The organism is Escherichia sp. MOD1-EC6842, assembly GCF_002965705.1.
Classification (GTDB): domain Bacteria; phylum Pseudomonadota; class Gammaproteobacteria; order Enterobacterales; family Enterobacteriaceae; genus Escherichia; species Escherichia ruysiae.
On sequence record NZ_PTRF01000008.1, the window covers coordinates 69,055 to 93,751 of the forward strand.

At 52.3% G+C, this 24,697-nt stretch carries 18 protein-coding genes and 2 pseudogenes; 10 read left to right on the forward strand and 10 right to left on the reverse strand.

From position 1 onward, the window contains the following. Positions 1-225 precede the first annotated feature (225 nt). The 4 genes from feoA to rpnA all read left to right on the forward strand — a co-directional run bounded on the left by feoA (position 226) and on the right by rpnA (position 4,134). Positions 226-453, forward strand: a complete 228-nt coding sequence (gene feoA / locus A7Z29_RS11785) for a ferrous iron transporter A (protein WP_001200455.1) — start codon at positions 226-228, stop codon at positions 451-453. 16 nt (positions 454-469) lie between these two features. Then, positions 470-2,791, forward strand: coding sequence for a Fe(2+) transporter permease subunit FeoB (feoB, locus tag A7Z29_RS11790; RefSeq protein ID WP_105290271.1), 2,322 nt, complete (start codon positions 470-472; stop codon positions 2,789-2,791). A gap of 10 nt (positions 2,792-2,801) precedes the next feature. Continuing rightward, entirely contained in the window at positions 2,802-3,038 is a 237-nt protein-coding gene (feoC, locus tag A7Z29_RS11795; RefSeq protein ID WP_000157593.1) for a [Fe-S]-dependent transcriptional repressor FeoC, read from the forward strand. A 202-nt stretch (positions 3,039-3,240) separates the two neighbouring features. Beyond that, complete coding sequence (gene rpnA / locus A7Z29_RS11805) at positions 3,241-4,134, forward strand: recombination-promoting nuclease RpnA (protein WP_105290272.1); 894 nt, start codon at positions 3,241-3,243, stop codon at positions 4,132-4,134. 219 nt (positions 4,135-4,353) lie between these two features. Here rpnA and bioH read toward each other — a convergent pair whose 3' ends face one another. Then, positions 4,354-5,124 carry a pimeloyl-ACP methyl ester esterase BioH gene (bioH, locus tag A7Z29_RS11810; RefSeq protein WP_001060058.1) on the reverse strand — a complete coding sequence of 257 codons (771 nt, stop codon included), beginning with the start codon at positions 5,122-5,124 and terminating at the stop codon, positions 4,354-4,356. A 37-nt stretch (positions 5,125-5,161) separates the two neighbouring features. On the opposite strand from bioH, the gene gntX reads away from it, so the two are divergent. From gntX to gntT, 3 genes are all read left to right on the forward strand, one after another. Continuing rightward, positions 5,162-5,845 carry a DNA utilization protein GntX gene (gntX, locus tag A7Z29_RS11815; RefSeq protein ID WP_010348483.1) on the forward strand — a complete coding sequence of 228 codons (684 nt, stop codon included), beginning with the start codon at positions 5,162-5,164 and terminating at the stop codon, positions 5,843-5,845. A gap of 58 nt (positions 5,846-5,903) precedes the next feature. Continuing rightward, positions 5,904-6,479, forward strand: a complete 576-nt coding sequence (gene nfuA / locus A7Z29_RS11820) for a Fe-S biogenesis protein NfuA (protein WP_000619389.1) — start codon at positions 5,904-5,906, stop codon at positions 6,477-6,479. Positions 6,480-6,821: 342 nt separating this feature from the next. Further along, positions 6,822-8,138, forward strand: a complete 1,317-nt coding sequence (gntT, locus tag A7Z29_RS11825; RefSeq protein ID WP_001131744.1) for a gluconate transporter — start codon at positions 6,822-6,824, stop codon at positions 8,136-8,138. A 101-nt stretch (positions 8,139-8,239) separates the two neighbouring features. Here gntT and malQ read toward each other — a convergent pair whose 3' ends face one another. Continuing rightward, positions 8,240-10,324, reverse strand: a complete 2,085-nt coding sequence (malQ, locus tag A7Z29_RS11830; protein WP_105290273.1) for a 4-alpha-glucanotransferase — start codon at positions 10,322-10,324, stop codon at positions 8,240-8,242. 9 nt (positions 10,325-10,333) lie between these two features. Then, on the reverse strand, positions 10,334-12,727 hold the full coding sequence (malP, locus tag A7Z29_RS11835; protein ID WP_105290274.1) for a maltodextrin phosphorylase: 2,394 nt from the start codon (positions 12,725-12,727) through the stop codon (positions 10,334-10,336). Positions 12,728-13,350: 623 nt separating this feature from the next. On the opposite strand from malP, the gene malT reads away from it, so the two are divergent. After that, on the forward strand, positions 13,351-16,056 hold the full coding sequence (gene malT / locus A7Z29_RS11840; RefSeq protein ID WP_032226671.1) for an HTH-type transcriptional regulator MalT: 2,706 nt from the start codon (positions 13,351-13,353) through the stop codon (positions 16,054-16,056). 42 nt (positions 16,057-16,098) lie between these two features. Here the strand turns inward: malT and rtcA are convergent, their stop codons facing one another. Both rtcA and rtcB read right to left on the reverse strand, forming a co-directional pair. Then, entirely contained in the window at positions 16,099-17,115 is a 1,017-nt protein-coding gene (rtcA, locus tag A7Z29_RS11845) for an RNA 3'-terminal phosphate cyclase (protein WP_000827112.1), read from the reverse strand. A 3-nt stretch (positions 17,116-17,118) separates the two neighbouring features. Next, the gene (gene rtcB, locus A7Z29_RS11850; RefSeq protein ID WP_105290304.1) at positions 17,119-18,345 is read right to left on the reverse strand and encodes an RNA-splicing ligase RtcB; all 1,227 of its coding nucleotides are present in this window, start codon (positions 18,343-18,345) and stop codon (positions 17,119-17,121) included. Between the two features lie 186 nt (positions 18,346-18,531). On the opposite strand from rtcB, the gene rtcR reads away from it, so the two are divergent. Further along, complete coding sequence (rtcR, locus tag A7Z29_RS11855; RefSeq protein WP_105290275.1) at positions 18,532-20,130, forward strand: DNA-binding transcriptional regulator RtcR; 1,599 nt, start codon at positions 18,532-18,534, stop codon at positions 20,128-20,130. Here rtcR and A7Z29_RS11860 read toward each other — a convergent pair. The 3 genes from A7Z29_RS11860 to glpE are packed head-to-tail and all read right to left on the reverse strand — an operon-like array spanning position 20,112 to position 22,088. Next, a complete protein-coding gene (locus tag A7Z29_RS11860; RefSeq protein ID WP_000815101.1) occupies positions 20,112-20,870 on the reverse strand; it encodes a DeoR/GlpR family transcriptional regulator in 759 nt (252 codons plus the stop codon). The two genes, rtcR and A7Z29_RS11860, sit on opposite strands and share 19 nt — an antisense overlap. Positions 20,871-20,886: 16 nt before the next feature. Continuing rightward, positions 20,887-21,717, reverse strand: a complete 831-nt coding sequence (gene glpG / locus A7Z29_RS11865; protein WP_000928723.1) for a rhomboid family intramembrane serine protease GlpG — start codon at positions 21,715-21,717, stop codon at positions 20,887-20,889. 44 nt (positions 21,718-21,761) lie between these two features. Further along, complete coding sequence (glpE, locus tag A7Z29_RS11870) at positions 21,762-22,088, reverse strand: thiosulfate sulfurtransferase GlpE (protein WP_105290276.1); 327 nt, start codon at positions 22,086-22,088, stop codon at positions 21,762-21,764. 189 nt (positions 22,089-22,277) lie between these two features. Between glpE and glpD the strand changes: the two genes are divergently transcribed. Then, entirely contained in the window at positions 22,278-23,783 is a 1,506-nt protein-coding gene (gene glpD, locus A7Z29_RS11875) for a glycerol-3-phosphate dehydrogenase (RefSeq protein ID WP_000448110.1), read from the forward strand. 232 nt (positions 23,784-24,015) lie between these two features. Here glpD and A7Z29_RS23720 read toward each other — a convergent pair. After that, a pseudogene (locus A7Z29_RS23720) lies at positions 24,016-24,289 on the reverse strand (hypothetical protein); the annotation flags it as partial. Further along, positions 24,288-24,562, reverse strand: a pseudogene (locus A7Z29_RS23725) (phosphate ABC transporter substrate-binding protein); the annotation flags it as partial. The pseudogenes A7Z29_RS23720 and A7Z29_RS23725, both read right to left, overlap by 2 nt. Between the last annotated feature and the right edge of the window lie 135 nt (positions 24,563-24,697).

Below are 24,697 nucleotides of genomic sequence, written 5' to 3' on the forward strand. Positions count from 1 at the left end.
TTATTTTGACCCAGATATAACCTTGAGCCACATCAACATTGAGTCAGATTATTATCTAAACCAACATTCGCACACATTTTAAGTATTGCTGATAGAAACCATTCTCATTATCATTGTACTGTTGATTATTTCATCTCTCCTTCGTTGGCAAATCATCTGGTCTCATGTCGCTGTCAAACGCCCCATGAGGTAGTTATCCAGTTAATGAGAAACAAGTAGGCACCTATGCAATACACTCCAGATACTGCGTGGAAAATCACTGGCTTTTCCCGTGAAATCAGCCCGGCATATCGTCAGAAGCTGCTTTCTCTTGGCATGTTACCTGGCTCCTCTTTTAATGTGGTGCGCGTCGCTCCACTCGGTGATCCCATTCATATCGAAACTCGCCGTGTGAGCCTGGTATTACGCAAAAAAGATCTGGCCTTATTAGAAGTGGAAGCGGTTTCCTGTTAATACGGTGAGAATAACAATGAAAAAATTAACCATTGGCTTAATTGGTAATCCAAATTCTGGCAAGACAACCTTATTTAACCAGCTCACCGGCGCACGTCAGCGTGTAGGAAACTGGGCTGGCGTTACCGTCGAACGTAAAGAGGGTCAGTTCTCCACCACCGATCATCAGGTCACCCTGGTTGACCTGCCCGGCACCTATTCTCTGACCACCATCTCATCGCAAACTTCGCTTGATGAGCAAATCGCCTGTCACTACATTTTGAGTGGCGACGCCGATCTGCTGATTAACGTGGTGGATGCGTCTAACCTTGAGCGTAACCTGTACCTGACGCTGCAACTGCTGGAACTCGGCATTCCCTGCATCGTGGCGCTGAACATGCTCGACATTGCCGAGAAGCAAAATATTCGCATTGAAATTGATGCGCTGTCGGCACGTCTTGGCTGCCCGGTGATCCCGCTGGTTTCCACGCGTGGTCGCGGTATTGAAGCCCTCAAACTGGCGGTCGATCGCTATAAAGCTAACGAGAACGTGGAACTGGTGCATTACGCCCAGCCGCTCATCAATGAAGCCGACGCGCTGGCAAAAGTAATGCCCTCTGACATCCCGCTGAAACATCGCCGCTGGCTGGGTCTGCAAATGCTGGAAGGCGATATCTACAGCCGCGCCTACGCCGGTGAAGCGTCGCAGCATCTGGATGCAGCCCTCACCCGTCTGCGTAATGAGATGGACGATCCGGCGCTGCACATTGCCGATGCGCGTTACCAGTGTATTGCTGCCATCTGCGATGTGGTGAGCAATACCCTGACGGCAGAACCCAGCCGTTTCACCACGGCAGTAGATAAAATAGTGCTCAACCGATTCCTCGGTCTGCCAATTTTCCTCTTTGTGATGTATCTGATGTTCCTGCTGGCTATCAACATCGGCGGGGCGTTACAGCCGCTGTTTGACGTCGGTTCCGTGGCACTCTTTGTGCATGGTATTCAGTGGATTGGCTACACGCTCCACTTCCCTGACTGGCTGACTATCTTCCTCGCCCAGGGGCTGGGTGGCGGTATTAACACCGTTCTGCCACTGGTGCCGCAGATTGGCATGATGTACCTGTTCCTCTCCTTCCTCGAGGACTCCGGGTATATGGCGAGAGCGGCATTTGTGATGGACCGTCTGATGCAAGCGTTGGGTCTGCCAGGGAAATCCTTTGTGCCGTTGATCGTTGGCTTCGGTTGTAACGTACCGTCGGTGATGGGTGCGCGCACTCTTGATGCTCCGCGTGAACGTCTGATGACTATCATGATGGCGCCATTTATGTCCTGCGGTGCTCGTCTGGCAATCTTCGCAGTATTTGCTGCCGCGTTCTTCGGGCAGAATGGCGCGCTGGCTGTGTTCTCACTGTATGTCATCGGTATTGTGATGGCGGTACTGACGGGTCTGATGCTCAAATACACCATTATGCGCGGTGAAGCGACGCCGTTTGTCATGGAGCTACCGGTCTATCACGTACCACACATTAAGAGTCTGATTATCCAGACCTGGCAGCGTTTGAAAGGCTTCGTTCTGCGCGCCGGTAAAGTGATTATCATCGTCAGCATTTTCCTGAGCGCATTCAACAGCTTCTCGCTGAGTGGGAAAATCGTCGATAACATCAACGACTCGGCGCTGGCCTCTGTCAGCCGCGTGATCACTCCAGTCTTCAAGCCGATTGGCGTGCATGAAGATAACTGGCAGGCAACGGTTGGACTGTTTACTGGCGCAATGGCGAAAGAAGTGGTGGTGGGTACTCTCAACACCCTCTATACCGCAGAAAACATTCAGGACGAAGAGTTCAATCCGGCGGAATTTAACCTCGGTGAAGAGCTGTTCAGCGCGGTAGATGAAACCTGGCAGAGCCTGAAAGACACCTTCAGCCTTAGCGTACTGATGAACCCAATTGAAGCCAGCAAAGGCGACGGCGAAATGGGTACTGGGGCAATGGGCGTGATGGATGAGAAATTCGGTAGCGCGGCGGCTGCTTACAGCTATCTGATATTCGTCCTGCTGTATGTACCTTGCATTTCGGTGATGGGTGCCATTGCCCGTGAATCAAGCCGTGGCTGGATGGGCTTCTCCATCCTGTGGGGGCTAAATATCGCTTACTCGCTGGCAACATTGTTCTATCAGGTCGCCAGCTACAGCCAGCACCCAACTTACAGCCTGGTGTGCATTCTGGCGGTTGTCCTGTTTAACATCGTGGTTATTGGCCTGCTGCGCCGCGCGCGTAGTCGAGTCGATATCGAACTACTGGCAAGCCGCAAAACGGTAAGCAGTTGCTGCGCAGCCAGCACCACTGGCGATTGCCACTAAGGACACGGCAATGGCTTCGCTCATTCAGGTGCGTGATTTGCTGGCGTTACGGGGTCGTATGGAAGCGACCCAGATCAGCCAGACGCTGAACACCCCGCAGCCGATGATTAACGCTATGCTGCAACAGCTGGAAAATATGGGCAAAGCGGTACGGATTCAGGAAGAACCTGATGGCTGCCTCTCTGGCAGTTGTAAAAGCTGCCCGGAAGGAAAAGCCTGTCTGCGTGAGTGGTGGATGCTGCGTTAACCTTGTTTCATCGTTCGTTTTGAAAAGCCCGGTATGCATTAGCTACCGGGCTTTTTTGCGTGCGGCTTTCCATAAAAATGCAACTCTTGCAGCATGGAGTAAGTTCCTCTGAAAGCGTCTCGCAGGGATAAAAACTCGCTAATGCATAGGTGTGGAGTGACGCGTAGAGTCGCGGCATTCAAATAACAGGTGAAGGAACGCCATGAGCAAAAAACAGAGTTCCACCCCACACGATGCGCTGTTCAAACTCTTTTTACGCCAACCGGACACGGCACGCGATTTTCTTGCGTTCCATTTACCGGCACCCATCCACGCGCTCTGTGATATGAAAACCCTCAAGCTGGAGTCGAGCAGCTTTATCGATGACGATCTGCGTGAAAGCTATTCCGACGTGCTGTGGTCGGTGAAAACGGAGCAAGGGCCAGGATATATCTATTGCCTGATTGAACATCAAAGCACCTCAAACAGACTGATCGCATTTCGCATGATGCGTTATGCCATTGCCGCAATGCAAAACCACCTTGATGCAGGATACAAAACGTTGCCGATGGTCGTACCGTTGTTGTTTTACCACGGCATTGAAAGCCCCTATCCCTATTCGCTGTGTTGGCTGGATTGTTTCGCCGATCCCAAACTGGCAAGGCAGCTTTATGCCTCGGCATTTCCGCTGATTGATGTCACCGTCATGCCTGATGATGAAATCATGCAGCACCGACGCATGGCGCTGCTGGAGTTAATTCAAAAACATATACGCCAACGCGACCTGATGGGGCTGATAGAGCAAATGGCTTGCTTATTAAGTAGTGGGTACGCTAATGACAGACAAATCAAAGGGCTGTTTAATTACATACTACAAACTGGCGATGCGGTACGTTTTAACGATTTTATCGACGGCGTTGCCGAACGTTCACCGAAACACAAGGAAAGTTTAATGACTATTGCGGAAAGATTGCGGCAGGAAGGGTTTCAGAACGGTATACGTACCAACGCCCTAAATATTGCCAAAACCATGCTGGATGCCGGAGTCTCTCTTGAGGACGTTCTGCGATTTACCAGCCTGACGGTTGAAGACCTTGCTGAAATAGATCATCAATAACGTAAAGGATGGTTTTAATGACAGATGCAGAAAGAGAATATCTTATTAGTTACCTGATTGGTTATTTATTGGGTCGACGCCTGGAAGCCCTGGATATCGCCAAAAGAATGCTGTAATCCGGAGTCCCTCTTGCAGATATCATGCGCTTTACCGGGGTGTCAGAAGAAGAGTTGGCTGCGGCGAGTCAGGAAAGTTCTGTCTCGCCATTTCTAAAGCCACCTACACCCTCTGCTTCAACGCTACCAGCTGCTGACAAAACTCGTCTGGATGCGAAATAAACGGCGCATGAGCCGCTTTGGCGAAGATATATGATTCGCTGTGCGGCCAGAGTTCATCCAGCATCGGCACTACTTTGCGCGGCACCAGACCGTCGAGATAACCATACAATCGCAAAAACGGCATTGGTACATTTTGCAGCGGATAACGAAGATCGACCGTTTTCAGGATTTCCAGCCCACCATTGAGCACGTCAACCTCCGGCATCGGTAATGCCAGAACGGTTTTCTTCAGCGCCCGCGCATCCTGGCGCGCCGTTTCTGTCCCCATGGTTTGCAACGCAAGGAAACGCTCCACCGTACGCTGAAAATCTTCACTTAGCTGCTGCTGGAAACCCGCCAGCACATCCGGTTTTATCCCCGGCCACCCATCACGGGCACTAAAACATGGTGACGATGCTACAGTGACCAGCGCCTGAACACGCTCGGGATAGGCTAATGCAATCTGACTTGCCACCAGCCCGCCCAAGCTCCAGCCTAACCAAATGGCTTTATCCGGTGCCTGTTGCAGCACGACATCAGCCATGTCAGCAAGCGACATCGCACCAAATCCCTGACTGCGCCCGAAGCCAGGCAGATCAACAAGATGTAACGTAAAATGCGAGCTAAGTTCCTCGTCAATGCAACGCCACACTTCGGCATTCAGTCCCCATCCGTGCAGCAGCACAAGATGAACATTCCCCTGACCTTTGGTCTGCCACCAGATGTTATTCATCCGCTATTGTTCTCTTTTCACTTACAAGGATGAACATATGCTAACAGTACCGGGATTATGCTGGCTATGCCGAATGCCGCTGGCGCTAGGTCATTGGGGGATTTGTTCGGTCTGCTCCCGCGCCGCACGTACAGATAAAATGCTATGCCCGCAATGTGGATTACCAGCTACACACTCGTATCTCCCTTGTGGTCGTTGCCTGCAAAAACCACCGCCGTGGCAAAGACTGGTAACCATCGCCAATTATGCGCCGCCGTTAAGCCCGCTCATCCACCAGCTTAAGTTTTCCCGCCGCAGTGAAATCGCCAGTGCGCTAGCACGTTTGTTACTGTTGGAAGTCTTACACGCCCGTCGCACCAGCGAATTACATCTGCCGGATCGCATCGTCAGTGTCCCGCTATGGCGGCATCGCCACTGGCGTCGGGGATTTAATCAGAGCGATTTGCTGTGTCAGCCGTTATCACGCTGGTTGCACTGCCAATGGGATAGCGAAGCCGTCACACGAACAAGAGCCACTGCGCCCCAGCATTTTCTCAACGCCCGCCTGCGCAAGCGCAACCTGAAAAATGCCTTTCGCCTTGAATTGCCCGTGCAAGGTCTCCATATGGTGATTGTGGATGATGTCGTTACCACCGGAAGTACCGTCGCAGAGATTGCGCAGTTGCTTTTACGCAATGGTGCGGCGACTGTCCAGGTCTGGTGCCTTTGTCGAACCTTGTAGAGCCTCGATGATGGGCGTATTATAACCAACTAAAATAGTCAACTATTAGGCCATTACTATGATCCGTATTTCCGATGCTGCACAAGCGCACTTTGCCAAACTGCTGGCAAACCAGGAAGAAGGGACACAAATCCGCGTATTTGTGATTAACCCTGGCACACCTAACGCTGAATGTGGCGTTTCTTATTGTCCGCCTGACGCTGTAGAAGCCACCGACACCGCCCTGAAATTTGACCTGCTGACCGCGTATGTTGATGAGTTAAGCGCACCATACCTGGAAGATGCAGAGATCGACTTTGTTACCGACCAACTGGGTTCCCAGCTAACGCTGAAAGCACCGAACGCCAAAATGCGTAAAGTGGCTGACGATGCCCCGCTAATGGAGCGCGTGGAGTATATGCTGCAATCGCAGATTAACCCGCAGCTTGCCGGTCACGGTGGTCGCGTTTCGCTGATGGAAATCACCGAAGACGGTTACGCCATTCTACAATTTGGCGGCGGCTGTAACGGTTGTTCCATGGTCGACGTAACGCTGAAAGAAGGGATCGAAAAGCAGTTGCTGAACGAATTCCCGGAGCTGAAAGGTGTGCGCGATCTCACCGAACACCAGCGCGGCGAACACTCTTACTACTAAGTTATCCCCTCTTTTGTAGATTGCCCGATGCGACGCTAAAGCGTCTTATCGGGCTTTCGTTGTTCTTATGGCGCAGCTTTACTCCATCCCCTTCGTCTCCCCACGATAATATGACCAACCTCTCATAATTTAAATTTACCCCGCTCTGGTGATTCTCAAGCGCATTATGTTACCCGTATCATTCTCATGGGCACCAAACACACTCATAACATCTGACTACACTAATACGTTTTAGGGGTCATCAGCCGTGGTGCCGTTATATCTCTGTTCCCAGTTGGGACAACCAGGATTTGTCGTCAGAAACCTGACGTTACCCATAACAAATTAAAGGCCAGGTAAATCATGCCATTAGTCATTGTTGCTATCGGTGTAATCTTGTTATTACTCCTGATGATCCGCTTCAAAATGAACGGCTTCATCGCTCTCGTCCTCGTGGCGCTTGCTGTTGGATTAATGCAAGGGATGCCGCTGGATAAAGTTATTGGCTCTATCAAAGCCGGTGTCGGCGGGACGCTCGGTAGCCTTGCCCTGATCATGGGGTTTGGTGCGATGCTGGGCAAAATGCTGGCAGACTGTGGCGGCGCACAACGTATCGCCACCACGCTGATTGCCAAATTTGGTAAAAAACACATCCAGTGGGCAGTGGTATTAACCGGTTTTACCGTCGGTTTTGCCCTGTTCTATGAAGTAGGCTTCGTGCTGATGCTGCCGCTGGTATTCACCATCGCCGCTGCTGCAAATATCCCGCTGCTGTATGTTGGTGTACCAATGGCAGCGGCACTGTCTGTTACCCACGGCTTCCTGCCGCCGCATCCGGGTCCGACTGCGATTGCCACCATCTTCCAGGCCGATATGGGTAAAACCCTGCTGTACGGTACTATTCTGGCAATCCCGACCGTGATTCTCGCCGGTCCGGTTTACGCTCGCGTGTTGAAAGGTATCGATAAGCCGATCCCGGAAGGTCTGTACAGCGCGAAAACCTTCAGCGAAGAAGAGATGCCGAGCTTTGGCGTCAGCGTCTGGACTTCTCTGGTGCCGGTTGTACTGATGGCAATGCGTGCCATCGCTGAAATGATCCTGCCGAAAGGTCACGCTTTCCTGCCGGTAGCCGAGTTCCTCGGTGACCCGGTAATGGCAACGCTGATTGCCGTACTGATCGCGATGTTCACCTTTGGTCTGAACCGTGGTCGTTCGATGGATCAGATTAACGACACGCTGGTTTCTTCAATCAAAATCATCGCGATGATGCTGCTAATCATCGGTGGTGGCGGTGCGTTCAAGCAGGTGCTGGTAGACAGCGGCGTGGACAAATACATTGCTTCCATGATGCACGAAACCAACATTTCTCCGCTGCTGATGGCGTGGTCTATTGCCGCAGTGCTGCGTATCGCGCTGGGTTCCGCAACCGTTGCGGCAATCACTGCGGGTGGTATCGCGGCACCGCTGATTGCAACGACAGGTGTTAGCCCGGAGCTGATGGTTATTGCGGTTGGTTCCGGTAGTGTGATTTTCTCTCACGTGAACGATCCGGGCTTCTGGCTGTTCAAAGAGTACTTTAACCTGACTATCGGCGAGACCATCAAATCCTGGTCGATGCTGGAAACCATTATCTCAGTGTGCGGTCTGGTAGGCTGTCTGCTGCTGAATATGGTGATTTGATAATACTGACTGCCGGATATGGCGTGAATGCCTTATCCGGCTGCTCTAATGAGTAGGCCGGATAAGACGCATCAAGCATCGCATCCGGCATCAACCGCACTTTACTTCTTCTTCGTTGCCGCCCTGCGCCGTCTGTCCAAATCCTTCAGCAACTTGTTCACCCCATCATCGGCAAACATTGTCTCAAGCGTTGCGGAAAGCTTACGTCGCCAGTTTTTATACTGGTAACTGGTGCCGGGAATATTTACAGGTTCGGCCATATCCAGCCAATCTTCTGGCTGTAGCCCTAACAGGGCACTGTTACTATCGGCAATATAGCGTTGCAAGCCACGATTAAGCGTCGGCGTCATCGCCATCAGCGACGCTTTATGCCCGGCACGTTTTGGCAGACAGCCATATTTATGCAGCGCATCCAACAGCCCTTGCTTCGCCAGTTCGCGATCCTGATACAAACCGCGCAGCACCACTTCATCCGGATACAGCCCCAGCGTTTTGCCCAGCGTTAAATCCCCGCTCTCCCAGTAACCACGCAGCGTAGGCAGATCGTGTGTTGCCGCGACCGCCATCGACTGCTCCGGATACGCTTTTGGTGCGCGGAACGTCTTCTCGTGATCGCTTTCGAAATAGAGCACTTTGTAGGAGTAAACACCGCTACTGCGCAGCTTACCGACAATCTCTACTGGCACCGTGCCAAGATCTTCGCCAATCACCATGCAGCGATGGCGTTTACTTTCCAGCGCCAGAATAGCGAGCAGATCATCCACCGGATAGTGGACATATGCCCCTTGATCCGCCGTTTCGCCATACGGTATCCACCACAAACGCAGCATCGACATTACATGGTCGATACGCAGCGCACCGCAGTTTTGCATGTTCGCGCGCAGTAGTTCGATAAAAGGTTCATAGGCGCGCGCGGTGATGATATGCGGATCCATCGGCGGCAATCCCCAGTTCTGCCCCAACGGGCCGAGGATATCCGGCGGCGCGCCAACCGACGCTTTCAGGCAATACAGTTCACGGTCGCACCAGGTTTCTGCCCCACCTTCCGCTACGCCAACCGCCAGATCACGGTACAAGCCAATCGACATTTCATAGCCCTGGCTTATCTCCCAGCAGGCGGCAAACTGGCAGTAAGCCAGCCACTGCAACCAGAGATAAAAATCGACGTCATCACGATGTTCTTCGCAGAACTGACGCACTTCTGGTGAATCCACGTTCTGATACGCCTGCGGCCATGCCGGCCAGCCCCAGCGCATTTCGTCTTCCTTCACTTGCTGGGCATGTAGCGCATCAAAGGCTGCCTGCCAGAACAGGCTGTCGCCTTGCTCTGCAACAAACTGGCGAAACGCGGCCATCTGCTCATCATCACGTTGCGCGAAACCTTTCCACGCCATTCGTAATGCTGTCATTTTTAGGGCGGTAACCGTGGAGTAATCCACCCAGTCGGTATCCCGCGCCTGTTGCAGCGTCTGTTGCGTGGTCGGCATCTGCCACCAGGCCTGTGCCTCTTCGCTAAGATGGAAATCTTCGACGGCGTTAACGTCGATATAAACCACATTCAGCCAGCGGCGCGATGACGGACTATACGGGCTGGCACTTTCCGGATTTGCCGGATAGAGCGCATGAATCGGGTTCAGGCCGATGAAAGACCCGCCGCGTTTCGCCACATCCACCAGCATCGCTTTAAGATCGCCAAAATCCCCAATACCCCAGTTTTTTTCCGATCGCAGCGTATAAAGCTGAACGCAGGCACCCCACAGCTTTTGTTTATTCAGCAACGCCTGCGGTTCGTAACAGCGTTTCGGGGCGACAATCACCCGGCAATGTGCGCGCTGGTCGTCCTGGGTAAGCGTCAGCGTGTGATAACCTTCCGGCAGCTTCGTCGGTAGATTGAACGCTTTGCCCCCCGTTACATGGCCTTTGTACTGCGTTCCTTCTTCGGTGGTCAGCAGCCAGCTATATTCGCCGCTGCCTTCTACCGCCATCGACATTTTTTTGCCGCTGGTATAAACCATGACATTCGGGACTGGCGTTACCGCCACTTTCGTGGCGGTACTTCGATGCATCGCGTCAAGCAAACGCCGTTTGGTTTCGGCGCTAATCGACTGCGGTTTACCGTGGGCATTGATGTAATTGGGGCTAATCCCCGCCACCAGCGCGGCATTATCCAGACGTTTGCTTTCCATCGAGCTTCCTTAGCGTTTTGCCTGCCAGATACGAGCCTGATAATCGCGAATAGAGCGATCCGAGCTAAACATACCGCAGCGGGCGGTATTGAGGATCGCCGCGCGAGTCCAGGCCTCCTGGTCGCGGTACAGCACATCCACCTGCTTTTGTGCCTCTACATAGGCTGCGAAATCCGCCATCACCAGATACGGATCGCCGCCCTGTTTGCCGATACTGTGTAGCATCTGGTCGAAGGCATGTTTATCACCGTCGCTGTATTTACCGCTTTCCAGCTCTTTCAATACGGCGTCCAGAACCTTATCTTTCTTCCGCCATTTCACCGGGTCGTAGCCTTTGGCCAGAATTGCCTTCACTTGTTCCACGGTATGACCAAAAATAAAGATGTTCTCTTCACCGACCTTTTCGGCAATTTCAACGTTCGCACCATCCAGCGTACCCACGGTCAACGCGCCGTTGAGCGCCAGTTTCATGTTGCCAGTGCCGGAAGCTTCTTTCCCTGCCGTGGAGATCTGCTCGGAGATATCCGCCGCTGGGATCAGTTTTTCCGCTGCTGAGACACAATAATCCGGCAGGAACACCACCTTCAGTTTGTCGCCAACCTGCGGATCGTTGTTGATCACATCAGCTACTTTATTGATCGCAAAGATAATATTCTTCGCCAGGTAGTAACCCGGCGCCGCTTTCGCGCCGAACAGGAATACGCGCGGTACGCGGTCGGCCTGCGGGTTCTCGCGAATTTCTTTATACAGCGCCAGAATATGCAGCAGATTCAGGTGCTGGCGTTTGTACTCATGCAGACGTTTGATCTGAATATCAAAAATCGCCTGCGGATTGATCTCAATACCGGTACGGGCTTTCACAAACTCCGCCAGACGAACCTTATTCGCCTGTTTGATCTCGCGATATTGCTGACGGAATTTCGCGTCATCGGCGAATTTTTCCAGATGGATCAGTTGATCCAGATCGTTAACCCACTCTTTCTTCAGTGATTTATCCAGCAGCGCCGCCAGTGCCGGGTTGCACTGTTTGATCCAGCGACGTGGGGTAATGCCGTTAGTGACGTTATGGAATTTGTTCGGCCACAGCTGATGGTATTCAGGGAACAAGTCTTTCACTACCAGATCCGAGTGCAACGCTGCCACACCGTTCACCGCAAAGCCGCTTACCACACACATATTGGCCATGCGAACCTGTTTGTCATACACAACTGCCAGCTTTGCCCACACCGCTTTATCGCCCGGCCAGGTTTTTTCCACCAGTTTCTTAAAGCGGTTGTTGATTTCGTTGATTATCTGCATATGGCGCGGCAGCAGGGCTTTTACCAGTTTCTCATCCCAGCATTCCAGAGCTTCTGGCATCAAAGTATGGTTGGTGTAAGCGAAAGTTTTGCTGGTGATTGCCCAGGCGTCATCCCAGCTCATCTGGTGCTCATCGATCAGCACGCGCAGCAGTTCTGGAATAGCGATAGTCGGGTGGGTATCGTTCAGTTGAATAACTTCATACTCTGCCAGTTCGTGCAGTTTACGCCCCGCCAGATGATGGCGACGCAGAATATCCGCCACCGAACAGGCGCACTGGAAGTATTGCTGCATCAGGCGCAGCTTTTTACCCGCAGTGTGGTTGTCGTTTGGATAGAGGACTTTGGTCAGTTTTTCAGCGTTGATGCCTTGTTGTTCGGCACGCAGGAAGTCACCGTCATTAAATTTGGTGAGATTGAACGGATGAGCATGAGTCGCCTGCCACAAACGCAGCGGCTGTGCTACACCGTTGTGGTAGCCCAACACTGGAAGATCCCACGCTTGCCCGGTAATGGTAAATTCCGGTTCCCAGCGCCCCTCTTTCGTCACTTTGCCGCCGATGCCCACCTGCACATCCAGAGCTTCGTTATGACTAAACCACGGGTAGCTACCGCGATGCCAGTCGTCTGGCGCTTCAGACTGTTTACCATCGACAAAGGATTGACGGAATAAACCATACTGATAGTTAAGACCATAACCAGTGGCAGACTGCCCGACAGTCGCCATTGAGTCGAGGAAACACGCAGCCAGACGCCCCAGGCCACCGTTACCCAGCGCCGGGTCAATCTCTTCTTCTAACAGGTCAGTCAGGTTGATGTCATAAGGTTTCAGTGAATCCTGAACAGCCTGATACCAGCCGAGGTTTAACAGGTTGTTGCCCGTCAGACGCCCAATCAAAAACTCCATTGAGATGTAGTTAACATGGCGCTGATTCGCCGCCGGTTTAACGAAAGGCTGGGCTCGCAGCATTTCCGCCAGGGCTTCACTCACTGCCAACCACCACTGGCGAGGGGTCATCTCAGCCGCAGAAGTTAAACCATAACGCTGCCACTGGCGTGACAGGGCTTCCTGAAATTGCTTTTCATTAAAAATGGGTTGTGACATAGGAGTTCCAGTTTTCTTAGATATTAAACACAACGTTATCGTTAGTTTGCCAGGCTCCATGTTGACCTTCCTCATCCTACGGGGGATTAGGCGGGGAGGAGTGACGGGGATGAGCAAGAAAATGTGATCACGACCACTTAAAGGTAGTGCAATCAACTGCAAAAGTATCAGCTCAGTGCCAGAGAGCGCAGAAATCCTGCTATTAACAGTAAGAAATGGCCGTTGTGTATTATCAAAAAGCGGAAAGTAACTCTATAAATTAAGTAAAGCGGCGAAATAGTTTCAGCAATGAAATATCCATTGAGGGTCATCTCACTCTTAATAGATTTATTAAGATCAAGTTTTTAGATAGACCTTTCATCAGGAATTAAGGCGGTATCGTTGCTTTAATAAGGCTTTTGAACTGAAAGAAAACACCCTAAAATCCAGTATCCACGCTGCATTTGCGTTGTTTTAAGACGGAGTATTAATAAAGATTTGGAATTGTGACAGAGTGCAAATTCAGACACATAAAAAATCGTCATCGCTTGCATTGCACAGTTTTCTGACCGAACTTATAACTATTAATTACGAAGCGCAAAAAAAATAATATTTCCTCAATTTCCACAGTGAAGTGATTAACTATGCTGATTCCGTCAAAATTAAGTCGTCCGGTTCGACTCGACCATACTGTGGTTCGTGAGCGCCTGTTGGCTAAACTTTCCGGCGCGAACAACTTCAGGCTGGTGCTAATCACAAGTCCTGCGGGTTACGGAAAGACAACGCTCATATCCCAATGGGCGGCAGGAAAAAACGATTTGGGCTGGTACTCGCTTGATGAAGGCGATAACCAGCAAGAACGTTTCGCCAGCTATCTGATCGCCGCCGTGCAACAGGCAACCAGCGGTCACTGCGCCATCAGTGAAACAATGACGCAAAAACGGCAATATGCCAGTCTGACGTCACTATTTGCCCAGCTTTTCATCGAACTGGCGGAATGGCATAGTCCACTTTACCTGGTAATCGATGATTACCATTTGATCACCAATCCGGTGATCCACGAATCAATGCGCTTCTTCATTCGCCATCAACCAGAAAATCTCACTCTGGTGGTGCTGTCACGCAACCTTCCGCAGTTGGGCATTGCCAATCTGCGCGTGCGTGACCAACTATTGGAAATTGGCAGCCAGCAACTGACATTTACCCATCAGGAAGCGAAACAGTTCTTTGATTGCCGTCTGTCATCGCCGATTGAAGCCGCAGAAAGCAGCCGGATTTGCGATGACGTGTCCGGCTGGGCGACGGCGTTGCAGCTAATTGCGCTTTCAGCAAAGCAAAATACCCACTCAGCTCATAAATCAGCGCGTCGTCTGGCGGGCATCAATGCCAGTCATCTTTCTGATTATCTGGTCGATGAGGTGTTAGATAACGTTGATCTGGCCACTCGTCATTTCCTGCTAAAAAGCGCCATTTTGCGCTCGATGAATGATGCGCTAATCACCCGCGTGACCGGCGAAGAAAACGGGCAAATGCGTCTTGAGGAGATTGAGCGTCAGGGGCTGTTTTTGCAACGGATGGATGATACTGGCGAATGGTTCAGCTATCACCCGCTGTTTGGCAACTTCCTGCGCCAACGCTGCCAGTGGGAACTGGCGGCGGAATTGCCGGAAATCCACCGCGCCGCCGCAGAAAGCTGGATGGCGCAAGGTTTTCCCAGCGAAGCCATTCATCATGCGCTGGCGGCAGGCGACGCTTTGATGCTACGCGATATTCTGCTGAATCACGCCTGGAGTTTGTTCAACCACAGCGAACTGTCGCTGCTGGAAGAGTCGCTTAAAGCCCTGCCGTGGGACAGCCTGTTGGAAAATCCACAACTAGTGTTGTTGCAGGCCTGGTTGATGCAAAGTCAGCATCGCTACGGTGAAGTAAATACCCTGCTGGCACGAGCCGAACACGAGATCCAGGGTATCAGGGAAGGCACCATGCACGCAGAATTTAACGCTCTGCGCGCCCAGGTCGCCATTAACGATGGTAATCCGGAAGAAGCCGAACGACTGGCAAAACTGGCACTGGAAGAACTGCCTCCGGGCTGGTTCTACAGCCGCATTGTGGCAACCTCGGTGCTGGGTGAAGTGCTGCACTGCAAAGGCGAATTGACCCGCTCTCTGGCGTTAATGCAGCAAACCGAACAGATGGCACGCCAGCACGATGTCTGGCACTACGCCTTATGGAGTTTAATCCAGCAAAGTGAAATTCTGTTTGCTCAGGGATTCCTGCAAACCGCGTGGGAAACGCAGGAAAAAGCGTTCCAGCTGATCAACGAGCAGCATCTGGAACAGCTGCCAATGCATGAGTTTCTGGTACGCATCCGTGCGCAACTGTTATGGGCATGGGCACGGCTGGATGAAGCCGAAGCCTCGGCGCGTAGCGGGATCGAAGTTTTATCTTCTTATCAGCCTCAGCAACAGCTTCAGTGCCTGGCAATGTTAATTCAATGCTCGCTGGCTCGTGGCGATCTGGATAACGCCCGCAGCCAACTTAACCGCCTGGAAAACCTGCTGGGGAATGGCAAATATCACAGCGACTGGATCTCTAACGCCAACAAAGTTCGGGTGATTTACTGGCAAATGACTGGCGACAAAGCCGCCGCTGCCAACTGGTTGCGTCACACGGCCAAACCGGAGTTTGCGAACAACCACTTCCTGCAAGGCCAATGGCGCAACATTGCCCGTGCACAAATTTTGCTGGGCGAGTTTGAGCCTGCGGAAATTGTCCTCGAAGAACTCAACGAAAATGCCCGCAGTCTGCGGCTGATGAGCGACCTGAACCGCAACCTGCTGTTACTCAATCAGTTGTACTGGCAGGCCGGACGTAAAAGCGACGCTCAGCGCGTGTTGCTGGACGCATTAAAACTGGCGAATCGCACCGGATTTATCAGTCATTTTGTCATCGAAGGCGAAGCGATGGCGCAGCAGTTACGCCAGCTGATTCAACTCAATACGCTGCCGGAACTGGAACAGCACCGCGCGCAGCGTATCCTGCGGGAAATCAATCAACATCACCGACACAAGTTCGCTCACTTTGACGAGAGTTTTGTCGAACGTCTGCTAAATCACCCGGAAGTGCCGGAACTGATCCGCACCAGCCCATTGACCCAACGCGAATGGCAGGTACTGGGGCTGATTTACTCCGGTTACAGTAACGAACAAATTGCGGGCGAACTGGAAGTGGCAGCAACCACCATCAAAACGCATATCCGCAATCTGTATCAAAAACTCGGCGTTGCTCACCGTCAGGCTGCGGTACAGCACGCGCAGAAACTGCTGAAAATGATGGGATATGGGGTGTGAGTTTGGTCGGATAACGCACCTGATCCGACTTACCTCTCTGCATCATTCAACGCTAACCCGCGTTACGCCATCTGTTTCAGCCAGAGTAAACCGCACTGGCAAGAAACGCTCCACCACCGCGATATTGGTCAGCAGATGGCATGAGGGATGGGCGACCGTAAATTCCCCCGCGCCTGCCAGCGCCATCGGCAGCACCAACTGGTCTGCGAGATATTCCCCTACCGCAGCCGGGCTTGCCAGGTAGCGTTTAACCTCTTTCACCAGTTGGGCAGCGACCACTTCGGCACTGACGCGCTTTTCACCGACGACAAAAAAGCGTTCAGTGATATTTTCACTTTCGACTTCCAGCGAGACGGTATTTCCTGGCCCCTGCTCGCGCGGCAAGGAATGAATAGTCTGCTCATGCAGTGAAAAACTACCCGCCAGCGTAGCGATTTCACGCTCAGCAACATGGCGCGGCACACCAGCCAGTAGCACCTCTCCACGCATATGCACAATGTTTCCGCGCTCACCAAGTTGCAAGGTGTTAAACGATGCCACCGGCGTAACTTCCGTTGCCACCACACCGCCGCCAGCAGGGTAAAAACCGTGGCGCAACAGCGTTGTTTGCTGCTGAATCCCCATCCGCGCCAGCAGCGGTTCCAGCACCCGGCAGATAAAATCGGCAGGCGGCGCCGACGGGTTATCGGTGCCACCGCTCACTTCAACACGCGATGGCTCATCGGCAAACCACAGCGCGGGCAGCACCGTTTGCAGCACCAGCATACAACTTCCGGCACTGCCGATAGCAAAGCGGTAATCGCCGCCGCGCACGGTGCCGGGCCGGAAGACCAGGCGCTGCGATCCCAGCTCCACACCTTCAACCGTTGCATCGCTGATTTGCATCGCCGCTTTTACCGCCGTCAGATGCTGGCGCAACAGCCCCGGTTTCGCCCGCCCGGCACGAATGCCGGTGATGGTGAACGGTTTACCGGTTATCATCGACAGGCTCAGCGCCGAGCGCAGGATCTGCCCGCCGCCTTCGCCCTGTGCGCCATCCAGCGCAATCATCCTTTTCATTATTTATCCTTTTACGCACACTACCTGACGCAGGGTGTAAACCACTTCCACCAGATCGCTTTGTGCCGCCATCACCGCATCAATATCTTTATACGCCATCGGGATTTCGTCGATCACTTCGGCATCTTTACGGCATTCCACATGCGCGGTGGCACGAATCTGATCTTCCACGCTAAACAGTTTTTTTGCTTTGGTACGGCTCATCACGCGTCCGGCACCGTGGCTGCATGAGCAAAATGACTCTTCATTTCCCAGCCCGCGCACGATAAAGCTTTTCGCGCCCATCGACCCAGGAATAATTCCGTACTGCCCGGCACGCGCAGATACCGCGCCTTTACGCGTCACATAGATCTCTTCGCCAAAGTGCTGTTCTTTTTGCACATAGTTGTGGTGACAGTTGATCTCTTCCATCGCCAGAGTTTGCGGCAGTCTTACCGTTTTCTGCGTGATGCTCTGCAACGCCGTTACTACGTTTTCCATCATTGCATCGCGGTTAAGGCTGGCAAAAAGCTGCGCCCAGGCCACGGCTTTCAGGTAATCATCAAAGTATTCCGTACCTTCCATAAAGTACGCCAGGTCACGCGACGGCAACGTCTCAAGCGTTTCCTGCATCTCTTTTTGCGCCAGATCGATAAAGTAAGTTCCGATGGCGTTACCGATTCCGCGTGAACCGGAGTGCAACATAATCCACACCTGATCCGACTCATCAAGGCAGATTTCAATAAAGTGGTTGCCGGTTCCCAGCGTTCCCAGGTGTTTATAGTTATTAGTGTTCAGGAAACGCGGATATTTTTGCGTTAACCACTGATAACCCGCTTCCAGCTCAGCCCATTTAGCATCGACATTAACAGGCGGATTTTCCCATGCGCCTTTATCACGTTTACAACGCCCGGTAGTACGCCCGTGTGGTACGGCAGTTTCAATCGACTGGCGCAACTCCGCCAGGTTTTCAGGCAGATCCGCCGCCGTTAACGCGGTACGCAGCGCATTCATTCCACAGCCAATATCCACACCTACCGCCGCCGGGATAATCGCCCCTTTCGTTGGGATCACGCTACCAATGGTGGAACCTTTTCCCAGGTGCACATCAGGCATTACCGCAATATGTCTGAAAATAAACGGCATCTTCGCCGTATTAATAAGTTGCTGACGCGCATCGGCTTCTACCGGCACGCCTTTGGTCCACATTTTTACCGGGGCATTTTCAGTGGTCAGTAATTCGTAATTCATTTTGTTTTTCTCGTTTCGTTGTTTGCTGTCCATAATTGCAACCGTCGTGCCAAAAAATAAAATCAGCAAATTAAATTTATAATTGATTGTTTTTATTTAATTAAAAGTACAAAGTCCGTAAACGGAGATTTTCTATAAAGTCACTTACCCGATAATGAAATATCGTCTTTTATAAGGATATCTAAGATGCGTAAAACAGTGGCTTTTGGCTTTGTCGGAACCGTACTGGATTATGCCGGGCGTGGCAGCCAACGCTGGTCGAAATGGCGCCCGACGCTCTGCTTATGTCAGCAAGAATCGTTGGTCATCGACCGGCTGGAATTGTTGCACGACGCCCGCTCACGCTCGCTGTTTGAAACGCTTAAACGCGATATCGCCAGCGTTTCGCCAGAAACAGAAGTGGTGGGCGTTGAGATAGAACTGCATAACCCGTGGGATTTCGAAGAGGTTTACGCCTGCCTGCATGATTTCGCCCGTCATTACACGTTTCAACCTGATAAAGAAGACTATTTAATTCACATCACCACCGGCACCCACGTCGCGCAGATTTGTTGGTTTCTGCTGGCAGAAGCACGTTACCTGCCCGCCCGACTGGCGCAAACTTCACCACCACGCAAAAAAGAACAGCCCGATAGCCCAGGCGCGGTGACGATTATCGATCTCGATTTAAGCCGTTATAACGCGATTGCCAGCCGCTTTGCCAAAGAACGCCAGCAAACACTCGATTTCCTCAAATCAGGCATCGCCACGCGTAACCCCCACTTCAACCGCATGATTGAGCAGATCGAAAAAGTAGCGATTAAATCCCGCGCGCCGATCCTGCTTAACGGCCCGACCGGCGCAGGTAAATCGTTTCTGGCGCGGCGCATTTTTGAATTAAAACAGGCGCGGCATCAGTTTAGCGGCGCGTTTGTAGAAGTGAACTGCGCCACCCTGCGCGGCGATACCGCCATGTCGGCGCTGTTTGGTCATGTGAAAGGCGCATTTACCGGGGCGCGGGAATCGCGGGAAGGTTTGTTACGCAGCGCCAACGGCGGGATGTTGTTTCTCGATGAGATCGGCGAACTGGGCGCAGACGAGCAAGCCATGCTGCTAAAAGCCATTGAAGAAAAAACCTTTTACCCGTTTGGTAGCGATCGCCAGGTGAGTAGCGATTTTCAGCTTATCGCCGGAACGGTGCGCGATTTGCGCCAGTTGGTTGCCGAAGGCAAATTTCGCGAAGATCTGTACGCGCGGATCAATCTCTGGACCTTCACCCTGCCGGGGCTGCACCAGCGTCAGGAGGATATCGAGCCTAATCTGGATTATGAAGTGGAGCGCCACGCCTCACTCACCGGTGACAGCGTGCGTTTTAACACCGAAGCGCGGCGTGCCTGGCTGACCTTTGCGACATCTCCCCAGGCGACATGGCGCGGTAACTTTCGCGAGCTTTCTGCCAGCGTTACGCGCATGGCAACCTTTGCCACTAGCGGACGCATCACTCTGGAAGTGGTGGAAGATGAGATAAACCGTCTGCGCTACAACTGGCAGGAAAGCCGCCCTTCGGCGCTTACAGCGTTGCTGGGCGCGGAGATGGAAAACATCGATCTCTTTGACCGCATACAACTGGAAAACGTTATCGCTGTCTGCCGTCAGGCAAAGTCGCTTTCTGCTGCCGGACGTCAGCTTTTTGACGTTTCGCGCCAGGGCAAAGCCAGCGTCAATGACGCAGATCGGCTACGCAAATACCTGGCGCGTTTTGGTCTGACGTGGGAAGCCGTGCAGGATCAGCACAGCTCCAGTTGAATATGGTGGTCCGTCAGCACCTGCATCACGCCCGCAGGGGGCATGGTGTCGGTGTAGACGGCATCGACCATGCTGATACTGCCCATATTGACCATTGCGTTACGACCAAATTTCGAGTGATCGACAACCAGCATAACGTGGCGCGAGTTCTCAATAATGGCGCGTTTGGTGCGAACTTCGTGGTAATCGAACTCCAGCAGCGAGCCGTCGCTATCGATGCCGCTGATCCCCAGAATGCCGAAATCAAGGCGGAACTGGGAGATAAAATCGAGCGTTGCTTCGCCAATGATCCCGCCATCGCGGCTGCGTAATTCGCCACCGGCGAGAATGATGCGAAAATCTTCTTTTACCATCAGCGTGTTAGCAACGTTGAGATTGTTGGTGACAATGCGCAAATTGCTGTGATTAAGCAGCGCGTGCGCCACCGCTTCCGGCGTGGTGCCGATATCGATAAACAGCGTTGAACCGTTGGGGATTTGCTCCGCCACTTTGCGGGCGATGCGCTCTTTTTCTTCGGTCTGGGTGGCTTTACGATCGTGCCACGGCGTGTTAACCGAACTGGAAGGCAGCGCCGCGCCGCCGTGATGGCGCAGGATCAGATTTTGCTCCGCCAGCTCATTGAGGTCGCGGCGAATAGTCTGCGGGCTGACGGAGAAATGCTCTACCAGCTCTTCGGTACTGACATAACCCTGCTGTTTAACCAGTTCAATAATACCGTTGTGACGTTGTGTTTGTTTCATTTATAAATCCCTGGAATTATTTTCGTTTTCGCGCATTGAGCGAATCAACAAAAGCCATCGCTAAACCCACGGCTAACCCGGCGATGTGTGCTCCGTTCGCCATCGACATCCCAAACAAATCAAACCATCCGGCGACAATCCAGATCAGCGCAAAGATAATTAACCCACGTTGCAGATAAATGCCACTTTGCGGATCGCGTTCGCCACGTAGCCAGACGTAGCCCATCAGCGCATACACCACGCCAGAAAGCCCGCCAAACCACGGCCCGCTAAATTTTTGCTGCACATAGCCGCTTAACAGGGCACTAATGAGAGTAATGACAATTAGCTTACCGCTACCGAGACGTTTTTCTACCGCGCCACCGAGATACCACCACCAGAGCAGGTTAAAAAGGATATGCATCAGCGAGAAGTGCATTAACGCGTGGGTGAAGTAACGCCAGAACTCAAATTTCAGTGTTGGATCGAATGGCCAGGCCAGCCATAACATCACTTCCTGATCGCCGAGAATTTGCATGGCGATAAACACCACCACGCAGGCGATCATCATCACCCAAGTTACCGGCCCCGCGCGTTCACGCAAGGCAGCAAAGAAAGGATAACGGCGATAATGCAGGCCACTGCCGGTATGGCCCGCTTGCCAGCTCGCCGCCAGATAACGCGGATCTGCCGGGTTTTCGAGAAAACGCGCCAGCTCCGCCCGCACGCGCTCGGCCTGGGACTCATCCGCCAGCCAGACATCGCTTTGGTTATGTTGTTGAATCGTGAGGATAACACCCTGCGTCGCCATGTAATCAACAAACGCCTGCGCCACGCGGGGGTTAGCAAAAGAGGTAATCATCAACATCGTTGCTGTCGCTTATTCCACACAAAAGGGGACAGTATAAAGCGTTACGCGCCGTACGCCACCTCTGCGGGAAACTGACGCTGCCAGGCTTCAAAGCCGCCGTCAATGCTATAGACCACATCGTAGCCCTGTTGCAGCAGATACTGCGCCGCGCCTTTGCTGCTATTGCCGTGATAACACATCACCATCACCGGAGTGTCAAAGTCGTTATCACGCATAAACGCGCCAAGCGTGTCGTTAGTTAAATGGAAAGACTGCACCGCATGCCCCATTGCGAAACTCTGTGGATCGCGAATATCGACCAGCACCGCCTCTTTTTCCTGCAACTTCTGGTGCGCGTCGGCAACGTTAATACATTCGAACTGATCCATGCGTCTCTCTTTCTTTACAAACAAGTGGGCAAATTTACCGCACAGTTTACGTCGAAGCGGCAGATAAACGCCATAATGTTATACATATCACTCTAAAATGTTTTTTCAATGTTACCCAAAGCGCGATTCTTTGCTAATATGTTCGATAACGAACATTTATGAGCTTTAACGAAAGTGAATGAGGGCAGCATGGAAACCAAAGATCTGATTGTGATAGGTGGCGGCATCAATGGTGCTGGTATCGCGGCAGACGCCGCTGGACGCGGTTTATCCGTGCTGATGCTGGAGGCGCAGGATCTCGCTTGCGCGACCTCTTCCGCCAGTTCAAAACTCATTCACGGTGGCCTGCGCTACCTTGAGCACTATGAATTCCGCCTGGTCAGCGAGGCGCTGGCTGAACGTGAAGTGCTGCTGAAGATGGCGCCGCATATCGCCTTCCCGATGCGTTTTCGCCTGCCGCATCGCCCGCATCTGCGCCCGGCGTGGATGATTCGTATTGGTCTGTTTATGTACGATCATCTGGGTAAACGCACCAGCCTGCCGGGATCAAACGGTTTGCGTTTTGGCGCAAATTCAGTGTTAAAGCCGGAAATTAAGCGCGGATTCGAATATTCCGACTGTTGGGTAGACGACGCTCGTCTGGTACTCGCCAACGCCCAGATGGTGGTGCGTAAAGGCGGCGAAGTGCTTACCCGTACTCGTGCTACTTCTGCCCGCCGCGAAAACGGCCTGTGGATTGTGGAAGCGGAAGATATCGATACCGGCAAAAAATACACCTGGCAGGCGCGCGGCCTGGTTAATGCTACCGGCCCGTGGGTGAAACAGTTCTTCGACGACGGGATGCATCTGCCTTCGCCTTATGGCATTCGCCTGATCAAAGGCAGCCATATTGTGGTGCCGCGTGTGCATACCCAGAAGCAAGCCTACATTCTGCAAAACGAAGATAAACGTATTGTGTTCGTGATCCCGTGGATGGACGAGTTTTCCATCATCGGCACCACCGACGTGGAGTACAAAGGCGATCCGAAGGCAGTAAAGATTGAAGAGAGTGAAATCAATTACCTGCTGAAAGTGTATAACGCGCACTTTAAAAAACAGTTAAGCCGGGACGATATCGTCTGGACCTACTCGGGCGTGCGCCCGCTGTGTGATGATGAGTCCGACTCACCGCAGGCTATTACTCGTGATTACACGCTTGATATCCATGATGAAAACGGCAAAGCACCGCTGCTGTCGGTATTTGGCGGCAAGCTGACGACCTATCGTAAACTGGCGGAACATGCGCTGGAAAAACTGACGCCGTATTATCAGGGTATTGGCCCGGCGTGGACGAAAGAGAGCGTGCTGCCGGGTGGTGCCATTGAAGGCGACCGCGACGATTATGCCGCCCGCCTGCGCCGCCGCTATCCGTTCATTACGGAATCGCTGGCACGTCATTACGCGCGCACTTACGGCAGCAACAGCGAGCTGTTGCTCGGCAATGCAGAGACGATAAGCGATCTTGGGGAAGATTTCGGTCATGAGTTCTACGAAGCGGAGCTGAAATATCTGGTCGACCACGAATGGGTACGCCGCGCCGACGATGCCCTGTGGCGTCGCACGAAACAAGGCATGTGGCTGAATGCGCAGCAACAGTCTCGTGTAAGTCAGTGGCTGGTCGAGTATACGCAGCAGAAATTGTCGCTGGCGTCGTGATTTAACGTAAGGTGGTCAGGTCAGATTTCAATCTGACCTGAGACTGATGATAAACACAAAAACTGCCTGATGCGCTACGCTTATCAGGCCTACGTAGCTTATGCAATATATTAAATTTGCATGGTTTTGTAGGCCTGATAAGGCGTTCACGCCGCATCCGGCATGAACAAAGCGCACTTTGCCAACAATCTGTGGTCAAATTTCAATCTCAATAACTTTTGGATTCAGGGAATTATCGCAAAGCCCACACCATCATACCCAACGTAACAAAACTCAGGCACATTCCCCACCCGCCCCACTTCCACCTCTGGCTTCTATTTTTGCTACGCCACTGGCAGTAATATCCCAGCGCAAAACCAAGCTGTGCACTTATCGAACCGACTAACTCAGTCCACGGCTGGAGCCAAAATGGCGAAAAATTCAGGGGGCACCCAAACAACACTCAGAAAGAAATTACGGATATTTTCCAGCAAAGCTGATTTCTCTGGCGCAATATAAAAAATAATTATCCGTATTGACGATGAAAAAAAATGCTTCGCGGGCAAAGGGGGTGTATATCAAAGTGACGCCCGATTCCTCTGCCCGTTTTTTCTGCCCACCGGAAGGTTGCGCCACGAAAATAATATCGGCATCGCCCTTAACGATTTTGTTATACGCTTCTGGCGTGCGAGAGTTATCCAGATATCTCAGACGTGAAAATCTTCCGATATAACGTTTAACGCATAAAAGGCAGAAGCATAAATGGGTTATGCTGCCGTCGCGCCATCGAGTCGCACCCAGCGTGGCAATAACCGCTGCCAAAAATTGCGCCAGTATGGGAATACCGAAAAAAGTCATTACCAGCGAGATCAAAATCCATTTTTTGTTTTGCATCATTCTGTCCATTCTTTCTGAATGGCGAAATTATACTCCTC